We start from the raw sequence: 24,106 nt of genomic DNA on the forward strand, positions 1-24,106 counted from the left end.
ATGGCGATCGGTCGGCAGGACAGCACGTCCCTCATGCCCTATCCGAAGGTGCGGCGCATGCGATTCCGGTTCGGCGAGCCCGAACCGATGGCGCATCAGTTCGTCCAGGGTGACATCCCCCTCACCCACCTGATTGCGGTGCTCTCGGCGGCCTTTCCGCCGGGCGAGGAATCCTTCATCCGCTCGGTGCGCAAATTCTCCGGTGAGATCACCGATCCCGTGCTCAAGAAGCGGGTGGCCGGATTCATCGGTCAGGAGGCGGTGCACGGGCAGCAGCATCGGCGGTTGAACGAGCAGCTCATCGAGAACGGCTTCCCCATCGTCCGCCTGTTCACCTTCGCGCCCGGCGCGCTACGGGAGAAGGGCGTGGTCGCGATCGAGAACGCGGTGCCGCGGCAGGTGCATCTGGCGGTGACCGCCGCCGCCGAGCATTACACGGCGACGCTCGCCAAGCGAGTACTGGGCACCCCGGAGATCCAGGACATTCCGGGCGATCCGGAGGTCTGGAATCTGTTGAACTGGCACGCTTTCGAGGAACTCGAGCACAAGTCGGTGGCCTTCGACGTGTTCCGGAGCACCGGCGGTACCGAGATGGTGCGCATCGGTGTGATGGCGGGGATGTACGTCTTCACCATTCCGGTGGTCTCGCTCGGCGTGCTCGCCTCGATCCTCAGTGATCCACGCAGCTGGCGGCCCCTGCAGGTGGTGCGGCAGTCGATTCGGCTGTACCGCGGGCCGATTGTGCAGGGGCTGCTGAAGGAGATGCGGCCCTACCTGCGGCCGGGGTTCCATCCCGACGACATCGACACCACCGTGCTGCTCGAACGGTGGCGGCGGGAGCTGTTCGGCACGGACGGCGAACTGCTCGACCGCATCGGCTGAGGGGTTGGCGACGTGAGAGCCAGTGACAGGGTGCGCCGGGAGGTCTCGTGAAACTCAACAGTGTCGATCCGAAGCTGGTGGTCGTCACCGGTGCGGGCAGCGGGATCGGGCGGGCCACGGCCCTGCGGTTCGCGCGCATGGGATCCCGGGTGATCGTGTCGGACATCGACAAGGACGCGGCGCTGTCGACGGTGGCCGTCATCCAGTCGCAGGGTCAGCGGGCGGTCGCCATGCAGCTCGACGTCACCGACCCGCACGCGTGGGCCGCCTTCGCCCGGGACGTGCACGCCGATCACGGGGTGCCGGATGTGCTGGTCAACAATGCCGGAATCCTGGTCAGCGGGGCGTTTCTGGATCTCGAGCCCGAGGATTGGGAGCATCAGCTGAGCGTGAACCTGCTCGGCGTGGTATTCGGCTGCCGCGCCTTCGGGCGGCTCATGATCGACGAGGGCAAGCGCGGGCACATCGTGAACATCGCCTCGGCGGCTGCGTTCACGCCTACTCCGGTGATGTCGGCCTACTCGGTGTCCAAGGCCGGGGTGAAGATGCTCACCGAGTGCCTGCGGCTGGAGCTCGCGCCCAAAGGCGTTGGGGTGAGCGCGATCTGTCCCGGCGTGATCAATACGAATATCGCCCGGCACGCGATCGCCGTGGGCGTCGATCCGCGGCTGCTGGAGCGCGGGCAGCAGCTCACCGCGCAGATTCAGGAACTGGCCGAGCGGCTGCCGTTCTCGCCGCTGAGCCCGGATCTGGTGGCGCGGGCCGTGGTGCGCGCCGTCCGCTACGACCTGGCGGTGGTTCCGGTACGCGCCGAGGCGTGGCTGGGCTACTTCATGCTGCGCATCGCGCCGGGCGTCAATCGCCGGATGACGCAACCGCTTTCGATGGAGCGCATCCAGTCCCTGGGGGAGCTGGCGTTCGGCCGGGGAGGACCCTGGTGAACGCACGCGCCCACCAGCTGAAGGTGCGCGAAGTCATCAGCGAGACCGCCGACGCGGTCTCGCTGATCTTCGATATCCCCACCGACCTGACCCGCCGCTTCGCCTACGCGCCGGGCCAATACCTCACCCTGCGCGTTCCCAGCGAACGCACCGGCTCGGTCGCCCGCTGCTATTCCCTGTCCAGCAGCCCGCACTGCGACGACCGGCCCACCGTGACGGTCAAGCGCACGCCGGGCGGTTACGGCTCGAACTGGCTGTGCGACAACGTCTCCGCGGGCGACATCCTCACCGTCCTCGAACCGGCGGGCATTTTCGTGCCGCGCGCGTGGGACCGGGATCTACTGCTCTGCGCGGCGGGCAGCGGCATCACACCAGTCATGTCCATTCTCAAATCGGCGCTCGCCATCGGTCGCGGCAATATCGCACTGTTCTATGCCAACCGGGACCGGGAATCGATCATCTTCGCGAATCGGCTGCAGCAGCTGGCCCGCGGTTACCCGCGCCGCCTGACAGTGACCCACTGGCTCGAATCCGAGCGGGGGCTGCCGTCCGCGCGTGTCTTCGCGTTGTGGGCACGTCCCTACCGGCGTCATGACGTCTACGTGTGCGGCCCCGCGGGTTTCTCGTCCTCGGTGGAGCAGGGCCTCGGTCAGCTGCGCATTCCCGGCCGGGCCATCCACAGGGAGAACTACCGCTCGCTCACCGGCAACCCGTTCGAGCATCACACCCCGGTGGCATCCGAATCCACGCGGGCCGTGGCGACCGCCCGGGACGCGGCTGCCGCGGATGTCGCGACCGTCCGGGTCGACATCGACGGCGAAACCCACACCCTGCCGTGGCCGAGATCCGAGAAACTCCTGGATGTCCTGCTGAACCACGGCATCGACGCCCCTTACGTGTGCCGCGAATCGGCCTGCGCCACCTGCGTCTGCAGCGTCAAGCAGGGCCGCACCCGCATGCTCTTGAACGAATCCCTGATCGAAGAGGAACTGGCGCGGGGCCTGACCCTCGCCTGCCAGACCCTGCCCGAATCGGACGACCTCCACATCGCCTTCGACCAGTGAGCGCCGGACGCAAGCCGCGCGTCAGGTCGACGTCAGGTCGATGTCAGTCGCGCCGGCGACGGTGATCAGGTGAACAGCACCGCCGATCCCGGACTGCGCTACCTGCGCGGCGATCACGTCTTCGCCCAGCTGATCCGCTTCGCCCTGGTCGGCGGCGCCAGCAATATCACCTACCTCCTACTGTTCCTGACCTTGAACAGCGCCGGCCCCCTGATCGCCAATATCGCCGGGTCGATCCTCAGCACCGTGATCGCCAACGAACTCCACCGTCACCTCACCTTCCGCGCCGCCGGCCGCGTCACCTGGTTCACCGCCCAGTGGGAAGGCGGCGGACTGGCCGTGATCGGCCTCCTGATCAGCACGGCCGCCCTGGCCGCCCTCGACTCCTACGCGCCCGGCGTCAGCCCCCTGACCCGCGCGGCCGCCGTCATCGTCCTCACCGCAGCCATCGGCGGCCTCCGCTTCCTGGCCCTGCGCGGCTTCGTCTTCGGATCGCGGTCCGCCGCATCCCCCGCGGAGCGCGGAGAAAGTCATTCCACGGAATCCGAAGACGGCCTCGGTATTCGCGGCCCAGCGGCGACGCCCGGTCGACCTTTCCAATGGCGCCGATATTGGCGTAACTCCCAACCCCTCGGCAGCCCACTACTGCGTATCGATCGTCCCCGAAAGGACAGGGCCGACGCTGAACTCGCGTCGGCCCTGTCGCGGTATGTGTTGCTATCGGTCGGCTTTCAGGCGCGGGTGAGTTCGGCTCGGGTGGCGGTGAGCATGGTGGTGATGGCGGCGGGGAGGGCTTGGGCGGGGTCGGGGGCGAATCGGGGGGAGTGGTTGGACGGGAAGTGGGGTGGGAGGGCGCCTTCGGTGAGCATGTAGGCCTGGTCCTCCTCGGTGAAGCGGGCGGGGTTCATGCCGCCGATGTGCCAGAAGACGGAGGGGGCGTGGGCCGCGGTGCCGAAGGCGCCGAAATCCTCGCTGCCGGTGATGGGGTTGTCCATGGGCATGACGGGGAGGCCGGCGGCGGTGAGGGTGGCCAGGACCCGTTCGGTGTCGCCGGGGGTGTTCTCGGTGACCGGGAAATGGTCGTAGAACTCGACTTTCGGTTCCTGGGGTGCGCCGGCGGCGGCCGCCTCGGCCTCGGCCATGCGCTGGATGCCCTCGACCATGTGGTTGCGCGAACTGTCGGTGAAGGTACGCAGGCTGAGCAGGACCTCGGAGGTGTCCGCGATGATGTTGGGCCGGGTGCCCGCGTGCAGTGCGCCTGCGGTGAGGACCGGGCTGGCGGCGGTGGCGGTCTGTCGGGCGGTGAGCGATTGCAGCCGCACCACCAGGGAGGCCGCCATGAGCAGCGGATCGATGGCGGTGTGCGGCTGGGAGGCGTGGCCGCCCTTGCCCAGGAAGGTGATCCGGACCGAGTCGGAGGCGGCCATCAGGGTGCCTGGCCGGCTCAGGACGATGCCCGCGGGCAGCGGGCTCACATGCTGGCCGAGCACGATGCGCGGATGCGGAAAGCGTTCCAGCAGACCGTCATTGATCATGCCCTGGGCGCCCGCACCGGTCTCCTCGGCGGGCTGGAACAGCGCGACCACCGTGCCGGGCAATGGATTCGCCGACAGTTCCGCGCAGGTGCCGAGCAGCGCCGTGACGTGTACGTCGTGGCCGCAGGCGTGCATGACGCCGGGGATCGTGGAGGCGTAGTCGAGCCCGGTCTCCTCCTGCACCGGCAGCGCGTCCATATCCGCGCGCAGCCACACCACCGGCCCGGGACCACTCTGGAGCACGCCGACAACGCCGGTGCCACCGACGTTTTCGGTCACCTCCCAGCCGGGCAGGGCGCGCAGCTCATCGGCCACCAGGCGAGCGGTGGCGTGCTCCTGGCCCGACAGCTCCGGGTGGGCGTGCAGATGGCGGTAGACCTGCTGCCAGTGATCGGTCATGTGAGACTCTCCTACGTCGGGACGGTCGCCGAGGTGCGGCGGGCCAGCGTCGCCCGGAACGCGTCGGCGGTTTGCGGGACCACGGCCGCTGCCAGCAGCGCCAGCAGCGGTCCGAGGGCCATGGCTTCGAAAGCCGTTGTGTACGAGACATGATCGGTGATGACACCGAAGGCGAGCGGGCTCGCCACCCCCGCCAGCTGCCCGCCGAAGATGATCACCCCGGTGGCCGCGCCGATGTAGGCGCTCGGCAGCGACCGCAGCGGCACCGAGAACGCGGGCATGTAGGCCATCCCGGCGACCAGACTCATCATCGTGCCCAGCAGCACGAACAGCGGGAAGGAATCGGCTCGCGGCAGGGCGAAGAGCATGGCGGCGGTGAAGGCCATGGCCGGCACCACGATCACCCGAGGCCGCCCGCCGATCCGATCGGAGAGCCGGGCGCCCAGCACGACGCCGGCCGCCGCGGCCAGCGTGGTCGGCACCGCGGCGATGGCGATGCCGCCCATGGAGATTCCGCGCTGCTCGTGCAGGAAGGTCGGCGTCCACGCCGTGACACCCCACACCAGCATGTCGTAGCCGAAGAAGATGACCGCGAAGCCGATCAGTGCGGGCGAGAGCAGCACGGCGCGGCGTTCGGCCTTCGTGCCGGCGTTCGCGACCGGAATCTCGTCCTGCACCAGCGGTTCCGGCATCCACCACCGCCACGCCAGGATGACCGCCACCCCGAGCACCGAGATGACCCCGAACATCACCCGCCATCCGACCGTGGGCAGCATGACCCCCGCGATCACCGCGGCCAGCAGCAGGCCGGCCGCGTTCGAGGAGTTCGTCCAGCCCGCCGCGGTCGTCCGCTGCTCGGGCAGACTGCGTTCCGCCAGCGCCTTGATGGCGGCCGCCGGAAAAACACCCTGCACCAAACCGAACAGGAACCGGATGGCCAGCAGGACCGCGAAAGACCAGGCGACCGCGGTCAATCCGGTGAAGATCGACCAGGCCGTCAGACCCACGATGCCGACCTTCAGGGCCCCGTACCGATCGGCCAGCAAACCTCCAGGAACCTGGATGAGCGCGTACGCGATGAAGAACACCGACACCAGCAGACCCTGTCGCGTGTGGTCGAGACCCAGGTCGTCGCCGATCGAGGGCAGCGCGAAATTGATCACGGTCCGATCGATGTAATCGACCACCCATGCCGCGAACAGCAGCATGATGGTTATCCGGGTGGTGCGTGGCATCCAGGCCCCTTCAAAAGCGGGAGTAGTGGCTGGGTGCCACGTTCGTGCCGATGCCCGAGCATACGGCGCAATTGCTGAGAGCCGCCATGCGAGGAGGTGACGCCCTGATCGCGGTTGGTGAACGCTCTGCAATTGGCTGGCGGGGGTTCGAGACGCGAGTCACGGCCCGCACCCGTGGCGTACGGCGTCGCGCTAGGCGTGTCGTAGTCTCGCGTCCGATGAGGGATATGACTGTTCACGGGTATGTGGCCGACGGGTACGGGCGCGTTGCGGACGCGTTCCGGCGCAACTTCCAGCACGGGGAGATCGGCGCGGCCGTGGCGGTGTTCGATGGCGCCACGCCCGTGGTGGACCTCTGGGGCGGCTGGCGGGATGCGGTCCGGCGGCTGCCGTGGGAGCAGGACACCATCGCCCCGGTGTTCTCGTCGACGAAAGGTATTGCGGCGCTGTCGCTTGCCATGCTGGTGTCGCGCGGGCAGCTGGACTACGACGAGCCGGTGGCGCGGTACTGGCCCGAATTCGCTGCGCGAGGCAAGGCCGAGGTCACCGTCCGGCAGCTGATCGATCATCAGGTGGGCCTCCACATTCTGCGCGATACCCGGATGACCCTGGCGGACCTGTTCGATCTGGATCGCGTTGCCGGCGTGCTGGCGGCACAGCGGCCGGGGTGGACGCCGGGTACGCGGCAGGGTTATCACCCGGTCAGCATCGGGCTGTACATCAATGAGCTGGTGCGTCGCGCCGATCCGGCCGGGCGCAGCATCCGGCGGTTCATCGCCGAGGAGATCTCCGGTCCGCTGGGCGTCGATTTCACGATCGGGCTGGATGCGGATCTCGGGGGTCAGCGAATCGCCCGGCTGGTCCGCACTTCCGGGCTGGACCTGCGCCACGAGCGGAATCTGCCCTGGAATCAGGCGGTTCCGGCGCTGCTGCGCCGGGGCCCGCTCTTCCGGGCGCTGACGGTTCCGGACCTGGGCATGCCGGAGGACTTCGTGCGACCCGAGATCATGTCGGTGGAGCTGCCGGGCAGCAATGGCGTCGGCTCGGCGCGCGGCCTGGCGCGGATCTATGCGGCCGGGCTGACCGGTGAGCTGTCGATCGCGGACGATGTGCGCGCCCGCATCGCCGATCCGGGGCCGGTGCCCGCACCCGATGCCGTGCTCAAGACCACGACCCGATTCCACCTCGGATTCCGAAAGTCCTGCCCGGCCTTCCCGTTTGGTTCGCCCGGCCACCGCGCCTTCGGAACGCCCGGTATGGGTGGTTCGCTCGGGTTCGCCGATCCGGAAACCGGGCTCTCCTTCGCCTACGTTCCCAACCGCCTCGGGCTCACTCTCAACGGCGACCGGCGTTGCCTCCGGCTGGCCCGCGCGGCCTTCGGAAGGCCGACACGCCGATCGGGTGCTCGCACTGAACCCCGGCCGGCCGCCGATCGTTGACTGGATAGACCGGCCCCACGCCGGTAGCCATCCAGATGCGGTCCGGTTCTCCCCCTGCGTCCGGACCGGGACCCCGCCGAGGCATCCCCGGCGGGGTCTTCGCGTGGCTAATTGTGCTTCCCAACAGCATCTTCCGACTTAGATGTGACTTGGGACACGTTGATCGAGTTCGCTCCGGATGGATACCTTGTGTGCGATATATCGTGGACAAGGCAATGAGAAGCGGGGGATCGTGCCCGAGAGAAAGCCCGAATTCCGAACCGTGGCCGACCTCATCGCCGAGCGGATCGCGGCACACACCGACCATGTCTTCGGCGTGGGCGGCGCCAATATCGAGGACCTCTACGACGCCCTCCACCGGCACCCCGGCCTCACCGGCATCATCGCCAAACACGAATTCGGCGCGGCCACCATGGCGGACGGCTACGCCCGCGCAACCACCCGCCTCGGCGTGGTGGCGGCCACCTCCGGCGGCGGCGCCATGAATCTCCTCGCCGCCCTCACCGAATCCTTCGACTCCAGGGTCCCGGTCCTGGCCCTGGTGGGTCAGCCCCCGACCACCCTCGAAGGCCGCGGCGCCTTCCAGGACACCAGCGGCCACCCCGGCCGCCTCGATGCCGAGCGCATTTTCACCGCAGTCTCCCGCCACTGCGCCAAAGTCGCTCGGCCCCAGGACATCTCCGCCGCACTGGATCGTGCCATCGCCGCGGCCCTGTCCGGTGGCCCAGCAGTCCTACTGCTCCCCAAGGACATTCAAGCAACCCTGATATCCAGCGGCTCCACCCTGGAGGCCGATCTGCGATACGAACCCGCCCACGTGGGCCGGGATGAGCCGATTGCGAGCTCGGAGGAAATGCCGGCGGACATCGCGGCGCTGCTTGCCGATATGCCTTCCGGTAGCCGGGTGGTCGTCATTGCCGGACCCGAGGTTGCCGCGGCCGATGCACGGGCCGAGCTTGCGGAGTTGGTGCGTGTGCTGGATGCGGCGGTGCTGGTCACCCCGGATGCCAAGGATGCCTTCTCGAATCGGGATGACCGCTTCGCCGGGGTCGTCGGGGTCATGGGGCACCCCGATGCCGCCGGGCTCGTCGCGGCGGCGGAGCTGTGCCTGCTGGTGGGGGCACCACTGTCGATGACCGCCCGGGCCGGATTGGATGCGGCGCTGGCCGCCTGTCCGCGCGTGGTGTATCTGGGAGCGGAACAGCCGTTCGTGCCGGTCCATGCCGGGGCGCCAGGGCCGCTGGGTGCATCGCTCGGGGAACTGCGTGCTCTCCTGGCGGAATCGGCCGTCCCGCAAGGTGCCTCGGTGATGGCTGGTGGCACGGTGTCCACCTTGGAATCGAGTGGTGTGCAATCGAATCCCCGCCCACCGCACGAGCTGACCGTCCCGCCCGCGTCCGGGCCGGGTGTGCGATATCGCCCGGCCGTCGCGGCCATCGAGGCGGCGCTCGAGCCTGGGGTCGATGTGGTCGTGGATGCCGGGAACACAGGTGCCGCTGTCGTGCACTACCTGCGGGTCCCCGAGCACGGACGGTTTCTCATCGCGCTCGGCATGGGCGGAATGGGGTATTCGTTCGGGGCGGGGATCGGGTGTGCGCTGGGGCGGGGGCGGCGGGCCGTGGTGATCGCCGGGGACGGCGCGTACTTCATGCACGGCCACGAGGTGCACACGGCCGTCGAGTACCAGGTGCCGGTGACCTTCGTGGTGTTCAACAACAACGCGCACGCCATGTGCGTGACGCGGGAGCAGGTTTTCTATTCCGGCGAGTACAGCTTCAACCGGTTCCGGGCGGCGGAGATCGGGGCGGGGGTCGCGGCCATGTTTCCCGAGCTGCCCGCCTGGACCGCGCGCACGCTGTCCGAATTCGAGAACGCGCTGGACAAGGCGCGGGCGGTAGCGGGGCCCGCGTTCATCGAACTGCAGTGTGACCCAGACGAAATCCCACCGTTCGCCCCCTTCCTGAAGGAGTCCCTCGCATGACCGAGACCGTCACCGACGCGCCGATCGAAGTCCCGGAGCTGGATATCCCGGGCGTGTACCGCATCGAGACCATGGCCCTCAAGGAGGGCATGCCGCTGGTACTCGACATGACCCGCGCCGTGTACCCGCACGACCAGATCTACGGGGACTACTGCACCGTCACCGAATTCATCGCCGCCCCGCCGGACGAGGTGTACGGATATCTGGCCGACACGCGCAGCCTGTGCGAATGGACATACAGCATGCGGGGTTTCGAGCGCACCGGCGATCCCGAGATCTGGGTGTCGGATGATCGGATCGGCTCGCACACCCGCATCTACACCCGCACCGTCGCCAACCCCGACGCCCGCACCGTGGACTACCACTGCGCCTGGGATCAGGCCGACCACCTGTGGATGATCTACCTGATGCGGGTCGTCGACGCGCAACTCGTGCTGAACAAGCCGGGATCCGTTGTCACCTGGACCAATTGCCATCACCCCTTCTACGAGGACAACGGCTATCCCGAGACCGAGCCGGAGGGCCGCCCGGTCTGGGTGGGCGACTTCTGGCACCTCTTCGCCGCCGGGCACCTGCTGGAACTGCGCAATCTCAAAGCGATCTGCGAACATCGGCACGCCGCCGGGCAGCCGATCAAGCCGGAATGGATGGCCTGATCATGAGCACCGTCAGCCTGCTCGACGTCGCCGGATACCTGCCCGAGAACATCGTCCCGGCAGACTATTTCGCGCAGTACGCGGATCCGGACGAGGTCACCTCGAACATCATGTTCAAGGCCCCCAAGTTCCGCCACCATGTCGCGCCCGGTGAGACGCCCGCCGATATGGCCGAGCGCGCCGTGGCCCCGATCCTGGCCCGGCAGGGCCGGGATGCGTTGCGCGACATCGATGTTCTCATCGTGCACACCCAGCTCCCGGACATCGGCATCGTGGGCAGCGGCGGCGACGTGGCCGCGCGCCTGGGCATCGCGCCCGAGTGGCTGATCGACCTGCACAACGGCGGCTGCGCGTCCTTCGTGTACGGCATGAAGCTGGCCCGCCAGATCCTGCTCTCGTCCGACGCCCGCTCCGCGCTGGTGGTGACCATCCAGAATGTCGCGGGCCAGGTCTTCACCCAGGAGCAGGTGCGCGGCAAGGCACAGGCCGCGATACCGGGCGACGGTGCGGGCGCGGGACTGCTGGTGAAGTCCGATGCTTCGCCGATCCTGGATGTCGAGACCCGGCACCTGCCGGAGTTCGCCGGGCAGATGACTGTCATCGCCGACCCGCCGCGCCGTTACTGGGAGGCCGGATCCGGCCAGATGCACGTGGGTTTCACCGAATCGAAGATCGCCAAGGTGCTGCAGCGCGGCAACCGGCTGGTGCCCGAGGTCGCGAACGCGGTGTGCGGTCGCATCGGGGTGTCGGCGCAGGAGCTTGATCTGCTGGTCACCAATCAGCCCAACCGCGCCTTCCTGCGCAACTGGCGCGATGCCCTGCAGCTGCCGCCCGAACGGCACCCGGACACCTTCGACGAGTGCGGAAACCTGTTCGGCGCGGGGATTCCCGTCACCTTCGACCGGGCGGTGGACGAGGGCCGGGTGCCGGCCGGGTCGCTGGTGATGTTCGCGGGCTTCGCGCACGCGGGTGATTTCGCCGGGGCCGCCGCCGTCCGCTGGGGCGGGCGCTGAGGGGCGGGCCGCGATGAGTCCGCTGATCACGGCCGGACATCGGTTGCAGCTCAATGAGATTCCCTACGGACCGCCGCCCTCGGTCCAGCAGGCGCTGAGCGCCGCCCTGGCCTCGGCCAATCGCTATCCGGAATTCCTGCCGCAGCGGCTGCCGCGGCTGATCGCCGCCCGGCTCGGCTGCCACCCCGATCGCATCGTGGTGGGCGCGGGCGCGACCGGCGTGATCATGCACATCGTCCAGGAATTCGGTTCCGGCGCGGCCGAAGTCGTGATGGCGACGCCCACCTTCGACGGGTTCCCGATCCTGACCAGCATGGCGGGCGGGCGGCCCGTCACGGTGCCGCTCACCGGCTCGGGCCGCCAGGACCTGGCGGCACTGGCCGCCGCGGTGACCGAACGGACCCGGCTGCTGGTGGTCTGCAGCCCGCACAATCCGACCGGAACCCTGGTGCCGGCAGGGGAATTCGAGGCCTTCCTGCACGAGATCCCGGCGGCGGTCACCGTCGTCCTGGACGAGGCCTACGTGGATTTCGTCGCCGAGGCGGACCGGATCGATGTCTTCGCCCTGCTGGACCGGCACCCGAATCTGCTCGTACTGCGCACCTTTTCGAAGGCGTACGGCCTGGCGGCCCTGCGGGTCGGCTATGCGCTCGGTGCGCCGGAGCTCATCGAGCGCATCGCCCGCTGGCAACTGCCGTTCGGCATGACCGCGCTGGCCGAGGTGGCGGTGCGGGCCTGCTACGAGGCGGAAGACGAGATCGCGGCGCGGGTGGCGGTGCTGGGCGAACATCGCGCTCATCTCACCGCCGGGCTGCGCGAGCTCGGCCTGTGCGTTCCCGACAGCTACGCCAACTTCTCCTACCTCACGCTGTCCGGCGCCGAGGCCGATCGAGTGGCAACGGCTTTGGCGGGCGCGGACATCCACGTCAAGGCCTATCCCACCGGTATCCGCATCACCGTCGGCGATCGCGCGGCCACCGACGCCGTGCTCGCCACGGTCCGCAGTACAGTGCAGTAATGCACGAACATCCGCCTTCCGTACCCGACGGGCAACGGGCCGGAGCGGACGAGGAGATCGACTACGCACTGCTGTCGCTCAATGCTCAGCTGTGCTTCGCGCTGTACTCCACGTCGCGATCCATGACCGCCGCCTATCGGCCGTTCCTGGACGACATGAACCTGACCTACCCGCAGTACCTGGTGCTGCTGGCGCTGTGGGAACGGCCCGGCATCACCATGAAGGACCTCGGTGAACAGGTGCATCTCGACTACGGCACGCTCTCGCCCCTGGTCCAGCGACTACAGTCGCGTGGCCTGGTCGAGAGCGTGCGCAGCGCCACCGACGGCCGGGCGGTGGTGCTGCACGCCACCGACGCCAGCCGCGAACTCCAGCACGGCGCACAGCAGATGATCCGCACCGTGGTGGACCTGGTCGGCGTCCCGATCGAGGACATCGAGGTGCTGCGCGATCAGGTCAAGGCCCTGGGCGCCCGCCTCGACGCGGCCGCGGCGGCCGCCCGCGCCCGCTGAAGCCGCGGTGCAGGTCAGATCCTCGGTATTGCCGAAGATGTGGACGACCACGTTCTGGACGAACCCCACGATCGCGGCCTGGCAGGGGCCGACCTGGGCATTCGTCGCGACCGGTCAGGCGAATTTGGCCATTGCGTCCGCCACGATGGCGTCCAGCCGGGCGTGGTGCGCGCCCTTCCAGTAGGTCTGGCCGCAGTCGACGCACTGGGCGAAGGAGTCGTAGGTCTGGCCCGTGTTGTCGGGCAGGTGGTCGCGGACGGTCTCGCGGTCGGCGGCACGCAGCGTGCCGTTGCACGAGGTGCAACGGGTCCACGGGGCCAGGCGCGGGGCGAAGCGGGACAGCACGTCATCCAGCTGCTCCGCCGGATGGTGGCTGTAAACATAAGCGCCGGAATATATTTCGCGGCGGCGCAGCAGGCCGCGATCGCGGGAGAGCAGCACCCGGTGCTCGGCCGCGGAGCGGGCCGCGAGCGCGGCGTCGCCGATATCCGGATTCTCGTATGCCGCATCGATTCCCAGCAGGCGCAGCCGCCGGGCCAGGGTGCCCAGGTGGATGTCGAGTAGGAAGCGCAGAGGCTCGGGACTGGTCTGCGGGCGGGCCACCGCCGCCACCGTGACGCTCTCGCCGCCGCGTGGAATGTGCCCGGCCGCAACCGGTTCCCCGTTCACCAGCAGGACGCCCACCTCGGTGAGCGGCACACCCAATGACTCCACCACATGTCCCAGCGTCGAGGTGCCGTCCACCCGGACCGGCGAGCCGTCGCGCTGACCGACGAACACGCGCAGCTCGGGCGCGAACTCGACGGTGATTTCCCCTGCGTTCACCAGCCCAGGATCCCAGAAACCGGGCACCGGCGAGCAACTCCATTTCGATCCCGGCCGGCCGGTCGGGCGGCGTGGAAAGTGAAGTGGAGGCCAATTTCAGTGGTGCAGTGGCCTGAAGCACAGTCGAAAGGTGTGAGAACAGTTAGTTAACCAATTGTTTGCACACTGACTGGTTGCGGAGTTGGAATGTTGATGTTTTTCTTGGTTCGCAGGTCGTTTCGGCCCACCGATGGACGAAGGGGTATTCACCCATCGAGTGCATCTCTCGGCAGCGTCGCCGCCGCGCCATCGACCTGCTGCCCACAAGTCGCCGTTCTCGGCGCTTGTCCTGATGAAGGTGAAAGGAAATCCGGCCATGAACGCAGCCCGGTCCGGTCTCGTCCTCGCGGGCCTCACCGTGCCCCTTCCGACGCCTGCCCTGGTTACCGCCGCACCGGTGGGCGGCGGCTCCTCCGCTTCCGCCGGTGTGAGCCTCGGCACCGGCAGCTCCGCCGCGGGCGGCCCGGCCGCGCTGATTCCCGGGCCCGGGTCGATGCTCGGACTGCTGGGCACCGGTTCCGGCGCGGCCGGCGGTTCGGCGCGGGCCGGCGGAACCGCCGCGTGGGCGCTGGGATCCGGCAGTGCTGCCGCCGGTGCGGGATCGTCCGGCAAATAGTGCCCCTACAGGGGCAATAGCTTCTAATTCGCCGGTCGGCTTATAAACCGTTTCGATCGCGATTATTTCGCGCACTGTGATTTCTTTACGGAAATCGAACGGTCGCACCGACACCGGCGGAATTCGATGAGGGAGACGGTCATGGATTACACCCACCTGTCCGAATTCGCCGTCCGTCCCGGCGCGCTCACGCTGTGGCGGGCCGAGCTGGCCGCCGGGTCCGAGTGGGCCGCCGACGAGCGGCCCCTGGCCAGCGTGCACGTCCGTCACTGCCGGGAGACGGACGCGGCCGACCTGCGGCCGGGCCGAGGTCGCTGGATCGGAACCATTTTCGAGATGGACGCGCCCTTCGACGCCGAGCACTGGCGCGAGACCGCACGGCAGTGGCACGCCCGCCATGAGGGCCTGCGCACCACCCTGGTGCGCCACGACGCCCCCGAGCTGGAGCGGCTGGTGTGCGCCGCCGCCGATATCGGCGTCACCGGAGAGCCGGTCCCCGGGGTCACCGGGTCGCGGGAGATCAACGAATACCTCACCGGCGCACTGGAATCGCGGCTGTCGCCGCTGCGGTGGCCGCACTGCCTGCTGGCCACCGTGGAGCACGCCGACACCGGTGACTTCACCGTCCTGGTCGGCGCCGACCACTCCGTCATGGACGCCTATTCGCAGGCCATCGTCATCCTGGAACTGCGCACGCTGTACCGCTCGGTCGCCGGGGGCGAGCCGGTGCGCGAATCGCCGACCTTCGGCAGCGCCGCGGATTTCGCGCAGTGGGAGCGCAGCACCGCGGCGGCCTTGACCACCGAGTGCGAGCCGGTGCGGTACTGGCGGCGATTCCTGGACGGCTCCGACGGCATGCTGCCGCGCTTCGAGCCCGCCATCACCGCTGGCGGCGGCGCGGACGACAATCGGGTGCAGGCCAGTGTGTCGCGAAAACTGTTGTCGCTCACCGAGCTCGAACGCATCGAGCAGGCCGTCTCCCAGCGCGGGCACCGGCTCTCGGTTGCCGTCTTCACCGCGCTGGCCATCGCCTACCGTCGCACCTTCGGCCATATCTCGCTGCGCGCCATCATGCCCATCGCCACCCGCCCCGACCTGCGCTGGCTGGAATCCATGGGCTGGTTCGTGAATGTCGTCCCCATCGACATCACCCTCGCCCCCGGCCTGGACCCCGACAGCGCCCTGGAATCCACCCGCACCGTCCTGCGCCGTTCGCGCATTGCCCACGACGCCACCTGGACCCGAGTCCTGGAACTCCTCGACTGCGCCGACCGCCCCCGCTTCGGCATCTCCTTCCTCGACATCCGCGTCCTCCCCGACTACGAACTCGTCGAATCCCTGCGCGGCCACACCCTCCGCGCCGAGTCCTACTCGACCGACGAGGTCTTCTTCTGGATCGTCCGCGCCGCCGACGGCCTCCGCCTCTCCACCCGCTTCCCCGCCTCCTTCCCCGCCATCGAAATGGACCGGTTCCTCACCGAATTCACACGCGCCATGCGCGAATTCGCTTCGGGAGCACAGGCGGAAGCCGCCCTGTGCGGCGGGACCGGACCCGACGGGAGGGATCGGAAACCCGGCGGCGTCCATGCGGCCCGAACCACTGCCGCGCGACAGCCTTTCGGCCTTCCGGCGGCGGCACCCGACCCCACGCCGGCGCCCCGGATCCCGGCCCCGGCGCAGGTGTGAGTCGTGCACGCGCCGGGGCTGGATCGGATCGGAGGTGTGCGATGAAGGCATTGCTCGCCTTCGCTGGTAGCCGGGGTGATGCGCAGCCGGGGGTGCTGCTCGGGCGGGAGCTGGCGGGTCGGGGTCACCAGGTGACCATGGCCGTGTCACCGAATCTGGTCGAGTTCGCTGAGCGGCACGGGGTTTCGGCCGCGCCGTTCGGAATCGACAGTGATGAGTTGTTGCGTGCTCAGCGGGATGACCGGCGGTTCCGGCACGCGAATCCGGTGCAGCGGGTGCGCGCGGCGCTGGATCTGCAACGGCGTGGGTTCGCCGAGGCCGCTCGCGATCTGCTCTCTCTCACGGGGGACAACGAGGTTCTTGTGAGCGGGATGGCGTGCGAAGAGGTGGCCGCTGAGGCTGCCCGGCAGCACGGCATTCCGCTCGCGGCGATGCATTTCTTCCCGATCCGGCCGAATCGGTCGGTTGCGGTGCTTGCCATGCCCGGGGGCAGTCACCTTCCCGGACCTGTCAACCGCCTCGGCTGGAAGGCTCTCACCACTGCTCGTGCCTGGGCGCTGGCTCCCGAAATCGCGGCCCTGCGTGATGACGCCGGGACTGTGGCGAACTCACCCGGCTCTGGGGAAGTACCGGCGTACACCGCCATTCAAGCCTACGATCCGGCGCTCTTTCCCGGGCTGGCCGATGAACTCGGGGCGGTGCCCTTCACCGGATTCCCGGTTGTGACCGACGGCGGCGTCGGGATCGGCGGGGAGCTGGGGGAGTGGCTGATCGAGGGCGCCGCACCGGTGTATGCCGGATTCGGCTCGATGCCGGTTACCGATCCGGTCGCCACGGAGGCGATGGTGCGAGAAGCGTGCCGACGGCTCGGATTACGACTGCTGTTGGTAGGGCCGCGGTTTCGGGGCCGTATAGGCGGCGACCTCGCGGTGGTCGATCAGGTCGATCACCGTGCGGTGCTGCCGCTGTGTGCCGCGGCTGTGCATCACGGCGGCGCGGGTACGACTGCGGCGGCGCTGCGGGCGGGGGTGCCTTCGGTGATCTGCTCGGTGCAGGCGGATCAGCCGTACTGGGGCAGGCAGGTAGAGGCGCTCGGGCTGGGGGCGACCGCGCCGTTCTCGCGACTGAGTGCGAATCGGTTGGAGCGGTTGCTGATTCGGGCGACCGAGCCGGGGGTGGTGTTGCGGGCGGCCGCTCACGGGGCACGGTTCCGGGACGACGGGGTCCAGCGTGCCGCGGATGTCATCGAATCCCTTGTACCGGACCCGGAATCATCTCCGGCCGGTGCGGTGGATCGTGTTTCGACAATGATCGGAGGTATGCGATGAGTTCGGAGATCGCCATCGAAACGCGCGGGCTGGCCAAGAGTTTCGGGTCCATGACCGCGGTGGACGCGGTCGACCTGAGCGTCGCCGCAGGCACGGTGTTCGCGCTGCTCGGGCCCAATGGGGCGGGGAAGACGACCACCGTGCGCATGCTGGCCACGCTGCTGCGCCCGACCAGCGGCACGGCAACGGTTTTCGGCTACGACGTGGCCGGGCAGGCCACGGCGGTGCGGTCGATGATCGGGCTCACCGGGCAGTACGCCGCCGTGGACGAGAACCTCACCGCCTGGGAGAACCTGCGACTGTTCGGGCGGCTGCTCGGGCTGAGCCGGCGGGCGGCGCAGGATCGGGCGGCGGAACTGCTGGCGGAGTTCGAGCTGACCGAGGCCGCGCAGCGGCGGGTCGGATCATTCTCCGGGGGTATGCGACGGCGGCTGGATCTGGCGGCGACGCTGATCACGGTGCCGCCCTTGATCTTTCTGGACGAGCCCACCACCGGCCTGGACCCGCACACCCGGGAGCGCATGTGGTCGGTGGTGCGGGGGCTGGTCGGACGGGGCGCGACGATCCTGCTGACCACGCAGTACCTCGAGGAGGCCGACGCTCTCGCCGACCGGATCGCCGTCATCGATCACGGCACCGTGGTGGCCGAGGGCACGGCGGGTGAGCTCAAGTCCTCCATCGGCGCGGAGATGCTGCGCATCGACCTGGCCGATCCCGGGCAGCGGCCACTCGCCGACACCGCCGTCGAACGGCTCACCGGGACCACACCGCTGCACGGCGACAATCCCGCCACCCTGACCGTGCCGCTGAGCGATATCGGTACCGCGGCCGACATCGTCACCGCCCGCCGCGACAGCGGAATCCGCCTGCGCGGCTTCGGGGTCGAACGCCCCGACCTCAACTCGGTGTTCCTGGCGCTCACCCAGCGCCCGGCCCGCACCTCGACTCCGGCCGAAAGGCGGACCGCATGACCGTCCTCTCCGACGCCCCGGTGCTGCTGCACCCCACCGCTCGCATCGCCCGGCAGCCGCGCATGACCCATGTCGGGGTCCGGGCCGCACTGGTCCAATCCCTGGTGATGGCGCAACGGGGTCTGCTGACCTTCCGGCACAGCCCCCAGCTGCTCTACGACGCGGTACTGCTGCCCATCGTGGGCCCGCTGTTGTTCGGCAGCGTCTTCGGCAAGGCCATCGCGGGCAGCCTGGACGCCTACCTGCCCACGCTGATTCCCGGTGTGCTGGTACAGATCGTGCTCACCTCGTCGGTGGCCATGGGCGTCCAGCTCTCCGAGGACATCCGCTCCGGCGTCTTCGACCGCTTCGTCTCCATGCCCATCGCCCGCTTCGCGCCGGTGGCCGGGGGACTGCTGGCGGGCGCGACCCGCTACGTGATCGCCGCCCTCATGGTGCTGCTGGTCGGCTTCGGTATGGGCTACCGCCCGGACCATCCGCTGGGCCTGATCCTGGGCGCGGCCCTGGTGGTGTTCGCCACCACCGCCATGAGCTGGCTGTTCGCGTTCATCGGCGTGACGGTGGCCAAACCCGCCGCGGTGCAGGGCATGTCGATGCTGGTGCTGACGTTCACCAGCTTCGCCTCCAATGCCCTGGTGCCGGTGGCGGCCATGCCCGCCTGGCTGCGCCGCGTCTCCGACTACAACCCCGTCTCGCACCTGGTGGCCGCCGTGCGCACCCTCGCCGACTCCGGCTCGGTCGGCTCCGACTTCGCCTGGTCCGTGGGCGCCGCGCTGGTCGTCGCGATCGTGTTCGCGCCCTTGACCGTTCGCAGCTTGCGTGCCCGCTGATCCGGAGGCCGTGATGATCGACATCCTGAACCGGCTCACCGCCGACGACGACCTGTTCCTCAAGCTGCACGACCTCTACGGCAACGCGTTGGTCAATCAGCTGGCCTGGCGCTTCGACGAGGAGCTGGATCCGGCTGTGCTGGAACGGTTTCACGCTCACCTCGCGCACGGGTTCCTGGCCCGGCGGGTGATGACCACCTCGGTGCCCTTCGCACGGCCCTGGTGGGTGTCCGCGACCACCGCGGAACCGCTTGCGATGCAGGCGGATCAGGTTCCCGAAACAGGCGTGCTGGATTGGTTCTTCGAGCAGAGCCACGTCGAGTTCGATCCGGTCACCGGGCGGGTGTGGCGGCTGTCGGCCGCCCCCACCACCACGGGCGGCACCCTGCTGTCCCTGGTCACCTCGCACGTGGTCGCGGACGGCGGCGCGGTGCTCTATGCGGTCGGTGACGCGCTCGAACGGCTCGCCGCCCAGGCAACGCCGGATATCGCCACCAGTTCGGGGCGCCTCGTGGGTTCGATTCCGTCGACCGGCCTGCTCCGCTCCCACCTCGCCGACGCGCTCGGCCAGCTGCGCGCGGCTGCCCGGGGCATCCGCGCCGCCGTCAAGTCCCGCAATGTCCGTGAGCCCGAGCGGAATCCGCGCCCGGCCGCACCCCTGCTGCCGCTGCCGGACCGGTACTCCGCCGCCGACCTGGTCGTGGAAGTCGACGCGGCCGAATGGAATTCCGTTGCTTCCGCACACGACGGCACCGCGAACGGCCTCATGGTCGGCATGGCGGTCGGCATCCTGGGCCGCAGCGGCCGGATCGCCGACGACTCGGCGGTCCGCGTCGACATTCCCCATTCCCTGCGCGGTATCGACGATCCGCGCGGCAATGCCACCACCGGCCTCCCGACCGCCGTGCCCTACCGCAAGGGCGAGCGCACCGACCTGCGCGGCGTGCGCGCGGCGATCAAACAGGCCGCCCGCGCCTATGCCGATCCGGCCACCACGCCGGCCCTTCAGCACCTGCAACCGGTCCAGATGATGCTGCCCAGAATCGTGCTCGCCCACTTCTCCCGCACCGCAAAGGCTCCGGAATGCCTGTGCACCAATCTGGGCGAGACCGGCCAGGGCGTGGCCACCATCGCAGATGTCCGCGCCCGCTCGGTCCTCATGCGCCCGGTGGTCTGCACCGGCGAGACCGAACTCTTCCGCCGCCTCGAGGTCGGGCTGAATCTGTCCTGGTCGAGTGATGGCGAGACCGTCACACTCGCGATCACCGGCGCTGACCCGGACCGCTTCCCGACCCGCGCCGCGCTCCGGGATCAGGTCATCGACGAATTCGAAGCCTGGGGACTCACACCGAACTTCTGGTCATAAGTGTTGTGCACATATCAAGAAGTGCTCGGTGTCATGGCGATTCACATCGGCCGGGGAGGCCCGGCACATCTCTTTCGCCCGTGGGTTTCTGGAACATCGTGTGCCGCAGGCGAACCCGATAGACAGGTTCGTGCTGTCGCTGGCCAAGAAGATCGGGCTGATGAATCCGGTGTCCAAGCAGGTGTGGAAGGCGCTGGGCACCGACGGCGCGACCACCCGCTACCGGTCGGAACCGGATCGCCCGGGTCAGGTCCGCGCGGCCTGATCGGGGCGACGGGCGCGGAACGGGACCTTGGTCCCCACCCGCCGCCTGACAGTAGACGTTACCGTAAATAACATGTAATACTCGGTGCGTCCGGACGCCGGTGTCCGGACGCGACCAGAAGCGAGAACCTCAATGACGCGGCATGTCGACGTACTGATCATCGGGGCCGGTCTGTCCGGAATCGGCATGGCCTGCCATCTGACCCGCGAGCAGACCGGGCGCAGCTACCTGATCCTGGAGCGCCGGACCGCCATCGGCGGCACCTGGGACCTGTTCAAGTACCCCGGCATCCGCTCCGACTCGGACATGTACACCTTCGGCTACGGCTTCCGGCCCTGGCACGGCACCAAGGTGCTCGCCGACGGTCCGCACATCCGCCAGTACATCGAGGACACCGCCGCCGAATACGGCGTCACCGACCACATTCGCTTCGGTCGCAAGGTCACCAAGACCGCCTGGTCCGGCGACCAGGGGGTGTGGACCGTCGAGGTGCTCGACGAGCGCACCGGCAAGACCGAGACCTACACCGGCAACTTCCTGATCGGCTGCACCGGCTACTACGACTACGACAACGGTTACCGGCCGCAGTTTCCCGGCGAGGAGAACTTCGGCGGGCAGATCGTGCACCCGCAGCACTGGCCCGAGGACCTCGACTACCGCGGCAAGCGCGTGGTCGTGATCGGCAGCGGCGCGACCGCCATCACCCTCATCCCGGCCATGAGCAATGACGCCGCGCACGTCACCATGCTGCAGCGCTCGCCCACCTACATCGCCGCGCTGCCCGCCGACGACCCGGTCGCGGTCGGCTTCAAGTTTGCGAGAGTGCCTGCCGCCATTGCCTACAGGGCGGGCCGGGCGCGCAATATCGCGCTGCAGCGGGCCAGCTACCAGCTCTCGCGCACCAACCCCAAGCTGTCGGCCAAGCTCATGCTGGCCGCGGTGCGCGCGCAGGTCGGGCCGGACATCGACATGAAGCACTTCACCCCGAGCTACAACCCGTGGGACCAGCGCCTGTGCGTGGTGCCCAACGGCGACCTGTTCCGGGTGCTGCGCAAGGGTGAGGCGTCCATCGTCACCGACACCATCGAGACCTTCACCGAGAAGGGCATCCGCCTGTCCTCGGGCGAGGAGCTCGCGGCCGACATCATCGTCAGCGCAACGGGTCTCACCGTGCAGATGCTCGGCGGCGCGGAGCTGGAGGTGGACGGCGAAGCGCTCGCCACCCGGGATCTGGTGGCCTACAAGGGCGCGCTGCTCGGCACCGTCCCGAACATGATGGTGATCCTCGGCTACACCAATGCCTCCTGGACGCTCAAGGCCGATCTGGCCGCCGAGTACTTCTGCCGCCTGCTGAACCACATGCGCGACAACGGATTCACCGAGGTCGTCGCCATCCCCGAGGAGGGCGACCGCTCCGAGGCGTCCCTCATGGGCGGTGCGCTGACCTCGGGCTACATCCAGCGCGGCGACGGCGTCATGCCCCGCCAGGGCACCCGCGGCCCATGGCAGGTCATCAACAACTACTTCCGCGACCGCGCCATGCTCCGCAAGGCCCCACTGGAGGACGGCGTCCTACGCTTCCGCCGCACCGCCCGCCAATCCACCCCGGCCCCCGCCGAATCCCGTTCCGCCTGACTCTTTCCCGGGCCGCCGCATTCACGATCAGGCCAGTTTTCCGGCGGCCGGCCCTTTCGGCACCGCCGGCCGGGATCGCAGGATGGTGGAATGACCACTACTCCGCCTTCGTTCCCGGCCATGGTGCGCGAGGAGTTCGCGCCCACGACGACCTACCTGAATGCGGCCAGTTACGGCCTGCTACCGAAATCGGTTGTGGCAGAGGTGATCGCGGCCGAGGAACAGCGCATGCACGGCGAGTTCGACATCCCGGGCGTGGACGCGCACGTCGACGCGTGCCGGGCCGCGTTCGGACGGCTCACCGGGTTCGAGGCGGCCCAGGTGGCGGCGGGTGCGCAGGTCTCGCAACTGGTCGGGCTGGTGGCGCAGAGCCTCCGGCCGGGCGCGAACGTGCTGGTGCCCGAGCACGAATTCAATTCGGTGCTCTGGCCTTTCCTGGTCCGAACCGACTTGAACGTGCGGGTCGTACCGCTGGCGGACCTGCCGGACGCGATCCGGCCGGGCGACGATGTGGTGGCCGCCGCCCTGGTGCAGTCCGCCGACGGCGCGGTGCTGGATGTTGCGGCGACCGTGGCCGCCGCCCGTGCCCACGGCACGCGGGTGCTCTTCGACGTGAGCCAGGCCGCCGGCTGGCTGCCGGTGCGCGATACCGGGGCCGATTGGATCGTGAGTGTCGGCTACAAGTGGCTGCTCGGTCCGAAGGGCACCGCGTTCCTCGCGGGAACGCCTGCGGCACTGGATGATCTGATCCCGGTCGCCGCCGGCTGGTACGCCGGGTACAACCCCTGGGAGACCGTCTACGACGGACCGTTGCGGCTGGCGGAGGACGCGCGCCGCTTCGATGTCGGGCCGGTGTGGCCCGCGTGGATCGGGCAGCGGCGGAGCCTGGAGCTGATCGAACGGGTCGGGATCGACGCCATTCACCGGCACGATGTGGCGCTGGCGGATCGGCTGCGCAAGGGACTCGGCCTGCCCGAGGGCAATTCGGCGATCGTGTCGATCGAGGTGCCGGAGCAGACCCTGGAGCGGGTGCGCGAGGCGCGCATCGTCGGCGCCCTGCGGGCCGGGCGACTGCGGCTGGCCTGCCACCTCTACAACACCGAGGCGGACATCGACCGGGCGCTCGACGTGCTCGCCGGGTAGGCCGGAGGTCAGATCGGCTGGAAGCCGCTGCCGATGCCCTTGCCGGCGTCGACGGCGGCGCGGATGGTGTCGAAGGCTACGGCGATGACGGGGGTGTGGACCGGGTTGTCGGCGTTGGTGCAGCTGAAGTGGATGACGCGGGTGTCGCTGATCAAGGGTGCCGAGACCATGCCGACTAGTTGGTCGCCGCTGGTGACGGGAGCGCCGGAGTCGCCGTAGCTGGAGCAGGCCTGTTCGAGGAAGCCCACGGGGCTGGAGGCCAAGACGACGCCGCAGGCGTGGCCGCTGGTGCGGCCGTTCTGGCAGACGATGCTCAGGGCCGGTGGTGCGGGGGCGACGGCGGTGATGGTGCTGCCGTTGAGCGTGCGCAGCGGGGTGACCGCGGACGGATCGAATTCGATGACGGCATAGTCGAGTTGCTCGTCGGCGTCGCGGACCACGCCGACCACTCCGGCATCGGGGAACTGTTCGCCGCGCACCGAGGTCCCCGCCTCGGCGCAGTGGCCGGCGGTGAAGCCGACCAGTCGGCCGGCGGCGTCGTAGCCGATGGTGGTCAGGCTGCATTTGGTGGCGCGGCCCAGGACCAGACCGGAGCCGCCGCCGAGCGCGGCCTGCGTGTCACCGGGATCGCCGTGGGCGGCGGGTGCGGCGGACAGTCCCAGGGTCACGGCCACCGCGACCGGTGCGATCCAGCGGTTCACCTGCATGCCTACCACCCATCCGACTC

Annotated in this window: 22 protein-coding genes and 1 pseudogene; 19 read left to right on the forward strand and 4 right to left on the reverse strand. The window is 69.0% G+C overall.

Going from position 1 to position 24,106, the window contains the following annotated elements; translation table 11 throughout:
* The 4 genes and pseudogenes from ACIRRA_RS20325 to ACIRRA_RS20340 all read left to right on the forward strand — a co-directional run.
* The gene (locus ACIRRA_RS20325) at positions 1-882 is read left to right on the forward strand and encodes a metal-dependent hydrolase (RefSeq protein ID WP_402770093.1); all 882 of its coding nucleotides are present in this window, start codon (positions 1-3) and stop codon (positions 880-882) included.
* A gap of 47 nt (positions 883-929) precedes the next feature.
* Positions 930-1,823 (forward strand): SDR family NAD(P)-dependent oxidoreductase, encoded by an 894-nt coding sequence (locus tag ACIRRA_RS20330; protein ID WP_402770096.1) that lies wholly within the window; start codon positions 930-932, stop codon positions 1,821-1,823.
* Entirely contained in the window at positions 1,820-2,887 is a 1,068-nt protein-coding gene (locus ACIRRA_RS20335; RefSeq protein ID WP_402770099.1) for a 2Fe-2S iron-sulfur cluster-binding protein, read from the forward strand. Before ACIRRA_RS20330 ends, ACIRRA_RS20335 begins: the two co-directional genes overlap by 4 nt.
* A 69-nt stretch (positions 2,888-2,956) precedes the next feature.
* Positions 2,957-3,364, forward strand: a pseudogene (locus ACIRRA_RS20340) (GtrA family protein); the annotation flags it as partial.
* Positions 3,365-3,618: 254 nt separating this feature from the next.
* Here ACIRRA_RS20340 and ACIRRA_RS20345 read toward each other — a convergent pair.
* A complete protein-coding gene (locus ACIRRA_RS20345; RefSeq protein WP_402770102.1) occupies positions 3,619-4,821 on the reverse strand; it encodes an amidohydrolase in 1,203 nt (400 codons plus the stop codon).
* Between the two features lie 11 nt (positions 4,822-4,832).
* Entirely contained in the window at positions 4,833-6,056 is a 1,224-nt protein-coding gene (locus tag ACIRRA_RS20350) for an MFS transporter (protein ID WP_402770104.1), read from the reverse strand.
* Between the two features lie 227 nt (positions 6,057-6,283).
* Here ACIRRA_RS20350 and ACIRRA_RS20355 point away from each other — a divergent pair, with 227 nt between their 5' ends.
* The 6 genes from ACIRRA_RS20355 (at position 6,284) to ACIRRA_RS20380 (ending at position 12,675) form a co-directional block, all read left to right on the forward strand.
* Positions 6,284-7,495: a serine hydrolase domain-containing protein gene (locus tag ACIRRA_RS20355; RefSeq protein WP_402770107.1), complete on the forward strand. Its 1,212-nt coding sequence runs from the start codon at positions 6,284-6,286 to the stop codon at positions 7,493-7,495.
* 232 nt (positions 7,496-7,727) lie between these two features.
* Positions 7,728-9,476, forward strand: coding sequence for a thiamine pyrophosphate-binding protein (locus ACIRRA_RS20360; protein WP_402770110.1), 1,749 nt, complete (start codon positions 7,728-7,730; stop codon positions 9,474-9,476).
* Positions 9,473-10,132 carry an SRPBCC family protein gene (locus ACIRRA_RS20365; RefSeq protein WP_402770113.1) on the forward strand — a complete coding sequence of 220 codons (660 nt, stop codon included), beginning with the start codon at positions 9,473-9,475 and terminating at the stop codon, positions 10,130-10,132. The genes ACIRRA_RS20360 and ACIRRA_RS20365 overlap by 4 nt, the downstream gene beginning before the upstream one ends.
* Before the next feature lie 2 nt (positions 10,133-10,134).
* Complete coding sequence (locus ACIRRA_RS20370) at positions 10,135-11,145, forward strand: 3-oxoacyl-ACP synthase III family protein (RefSeq protein ID WP_402770115.1); 1,011 nt, start codon at positions 10,135-10,137, stop codon at positions 11,143-11,145.
* Positions 11,146-11,158: 13 nt separating this feature from the next.
* Complete coding sequence (locus ACIRRA_RS20375; protein WP_357001527.1) at positions 11,159-12,163, forward strand: aminotransferase class I/II-fold pyridoxal phosphate-dependent enzyme; 1,005 nt, start codon at positions 11,159-11,161, stop codon at positions 12,161-12,163.
* Positions 12,164-12,285: 122 nt separating this feature from the next.
* Positions 12,286-12,675: a MarR family winged helix-turn-helix transcriptional regulator gene (locus tag ACIRRA_RS20380; protein ID WP_402770376.1), complete on the forward strand. Its 390-nt coding sequence runs from the start codon at positions 12,286-12,288 to the stop codon at positions 12,673-12,675.
* A gap of 114 nt (positions 12,676-12,789) precedes the next feature.
* On the opposite strand, the gene ACIRRA_RS20385 is transcribed toward ACIRRA_RS20380, so the two are convergent.
* A complete protein-coding gene (locus ACIRRA_RS20385; protein ID WP_402770118.1) occupies positions 12,790-13,500 on the reverse strand; it encodes a Mut7-C RNAse domain-containing protein in 711 nt (236 codons plus the stop codon).
* A 355-nt stretch (positions 13,501-13,855) separates the two neighbouring features.
* Between ACIRRA_RS20385 and ACIRRA_RS20390 the strand changes: the two genes are divergently transcribed.
* From ACIRRA_RS20390 to ACIRRA_RS20430, 9 genes are all read left to right on the forward strand, one after another.
* A complete protein-coding gene (locus tag ACIRRA_RS20390; RefSeq protein WP_402770121.1) occupies positions 13,856-14,155 on the forward strand; it encodes a hypothetical protein in 300 nt (99 codons plus the stop codon).
* 141 nt (positions 14,156-14,296) lie between these two features.
* Positions 14,297-15,841: a condensation domain-containing protein gene (locus tag ACIRRA_RS20395; RefSeq protein ID WP_402770124.1), complete on the forward strand. Its 1,545-nt coding sequence runs from the start codon at positions 14,297-14,299 to the stop codon at positions 15,839-15,841.
* 41 nt (positions 15,842-15,882) lie between these two features.
* Entirely contained in the window at positions 15,883-17,169 is a 1,287-nt protein-coding gene (locus tag ACIRRA_RS20400; RefSeq protein WP_402770127.1) for a glycosyltransferase, read from the forward strand.
* Positions 17,166-18,140, forward strand: a complete 975-nt coding sequence (locus ACIRRA_RS20405; RefSeq protein WP_402770130.1) for an ATP-binding cassette domain-containing protein — start codon at positions 17,166-17,168, stop codon at positions 18,138-18,140. The genes ACIRRA_RS20400 and ACIRRA_RS20405 overlap by 4 nt, the downstream gene beginning before the upstream one ends.
* Positions 18,137-18,970, forward strand: coding sequence for an ABC transporter permease (locus ACIRRA_RS20410; protein ID WP_402770133.1), 834 nt, complete (start codon positions 18,137-18,139; stop codon positions 18,968-18,970). The genes ACIRRA_RS20405 and ACIRRA_RS20410 overlap by 4 nt, the downstream gene beginning before the upstream one ends.
* 13 nt (positions 18,971-18,983) lie before the next feature.
* On the forward strand, positions 18,984-20,336 hold the full coding sequence (locus tag ACIRRA_RS20415) for a hypothetical protein (protein WP_402770135.1): 1,353 nt from the start codon (positions 18,984-18,986) through the stop codon (positions 20,334-20,336).
* Between the two features lie 28 nt (positions 20,337-20,364).
* Positions 20,365-20,601, forward strand: a complete 237-nt coding sequence (locus ACIRRA_RS20420) for a hypothetical protein (RefSeq protein ID WP_402770137.1) — start codon at positions 20,365-20,367, stop codon at positions 20,599-20,601.
* A 132-nt stretch (positions 20,602-20,733) separates the two neighbouring features.
* Positions 20,734-22,236, forward strand: coding sequence for a flavin-containing monooxygenase (locus ACIRRA_RS20425; RefSeq protein ID WP_402770140.1), 1,503 nt, complete (start codon positions 20,734-20,736; stop codon positions 22,234-22,236).
* A 90-nt stretch (positions 22,237-22,326) separates the two neighbouring features.
* Positions 22,327-23,379: an aminotransferase class V-fold PLP-dependent enzyme gene (locus ACIRRA_RS20430; protein WP_402770143.1), complete on the forward strand. Its 1,053-nt coding sequence runs from the start codon at positions 22,327-22,329 to the stop codon at positions 23,377-23,379.
* Positions 23,380-23,387: 8 nt separating this feature from the next.
* Here ACIRRA_RS20430 and ACIRRA_RS20435 read toward each other — a convergent pair whose 3' ends face one another.
* A complete protein-coding gene (locus tag ACIRRA_RS20435; RefSeq protein WP_402770146.1) occupies positions 23,388-24,086 on the reverse strand; it encodes a hypothetical protein in 699 nt (232 codons plus the stop codon).
* Between the last annotated feature and the right edge of the window lie 20 nt (positions 24,087-24,106).

The organism is Nocardia sp. NPDC101769, from assembly GCF_044766925.1.
GTDB lineage: Bacteria > Actinomycetota > Actinomycetes > Mycobacteriales > Mycobacteriaceae > Nocardia.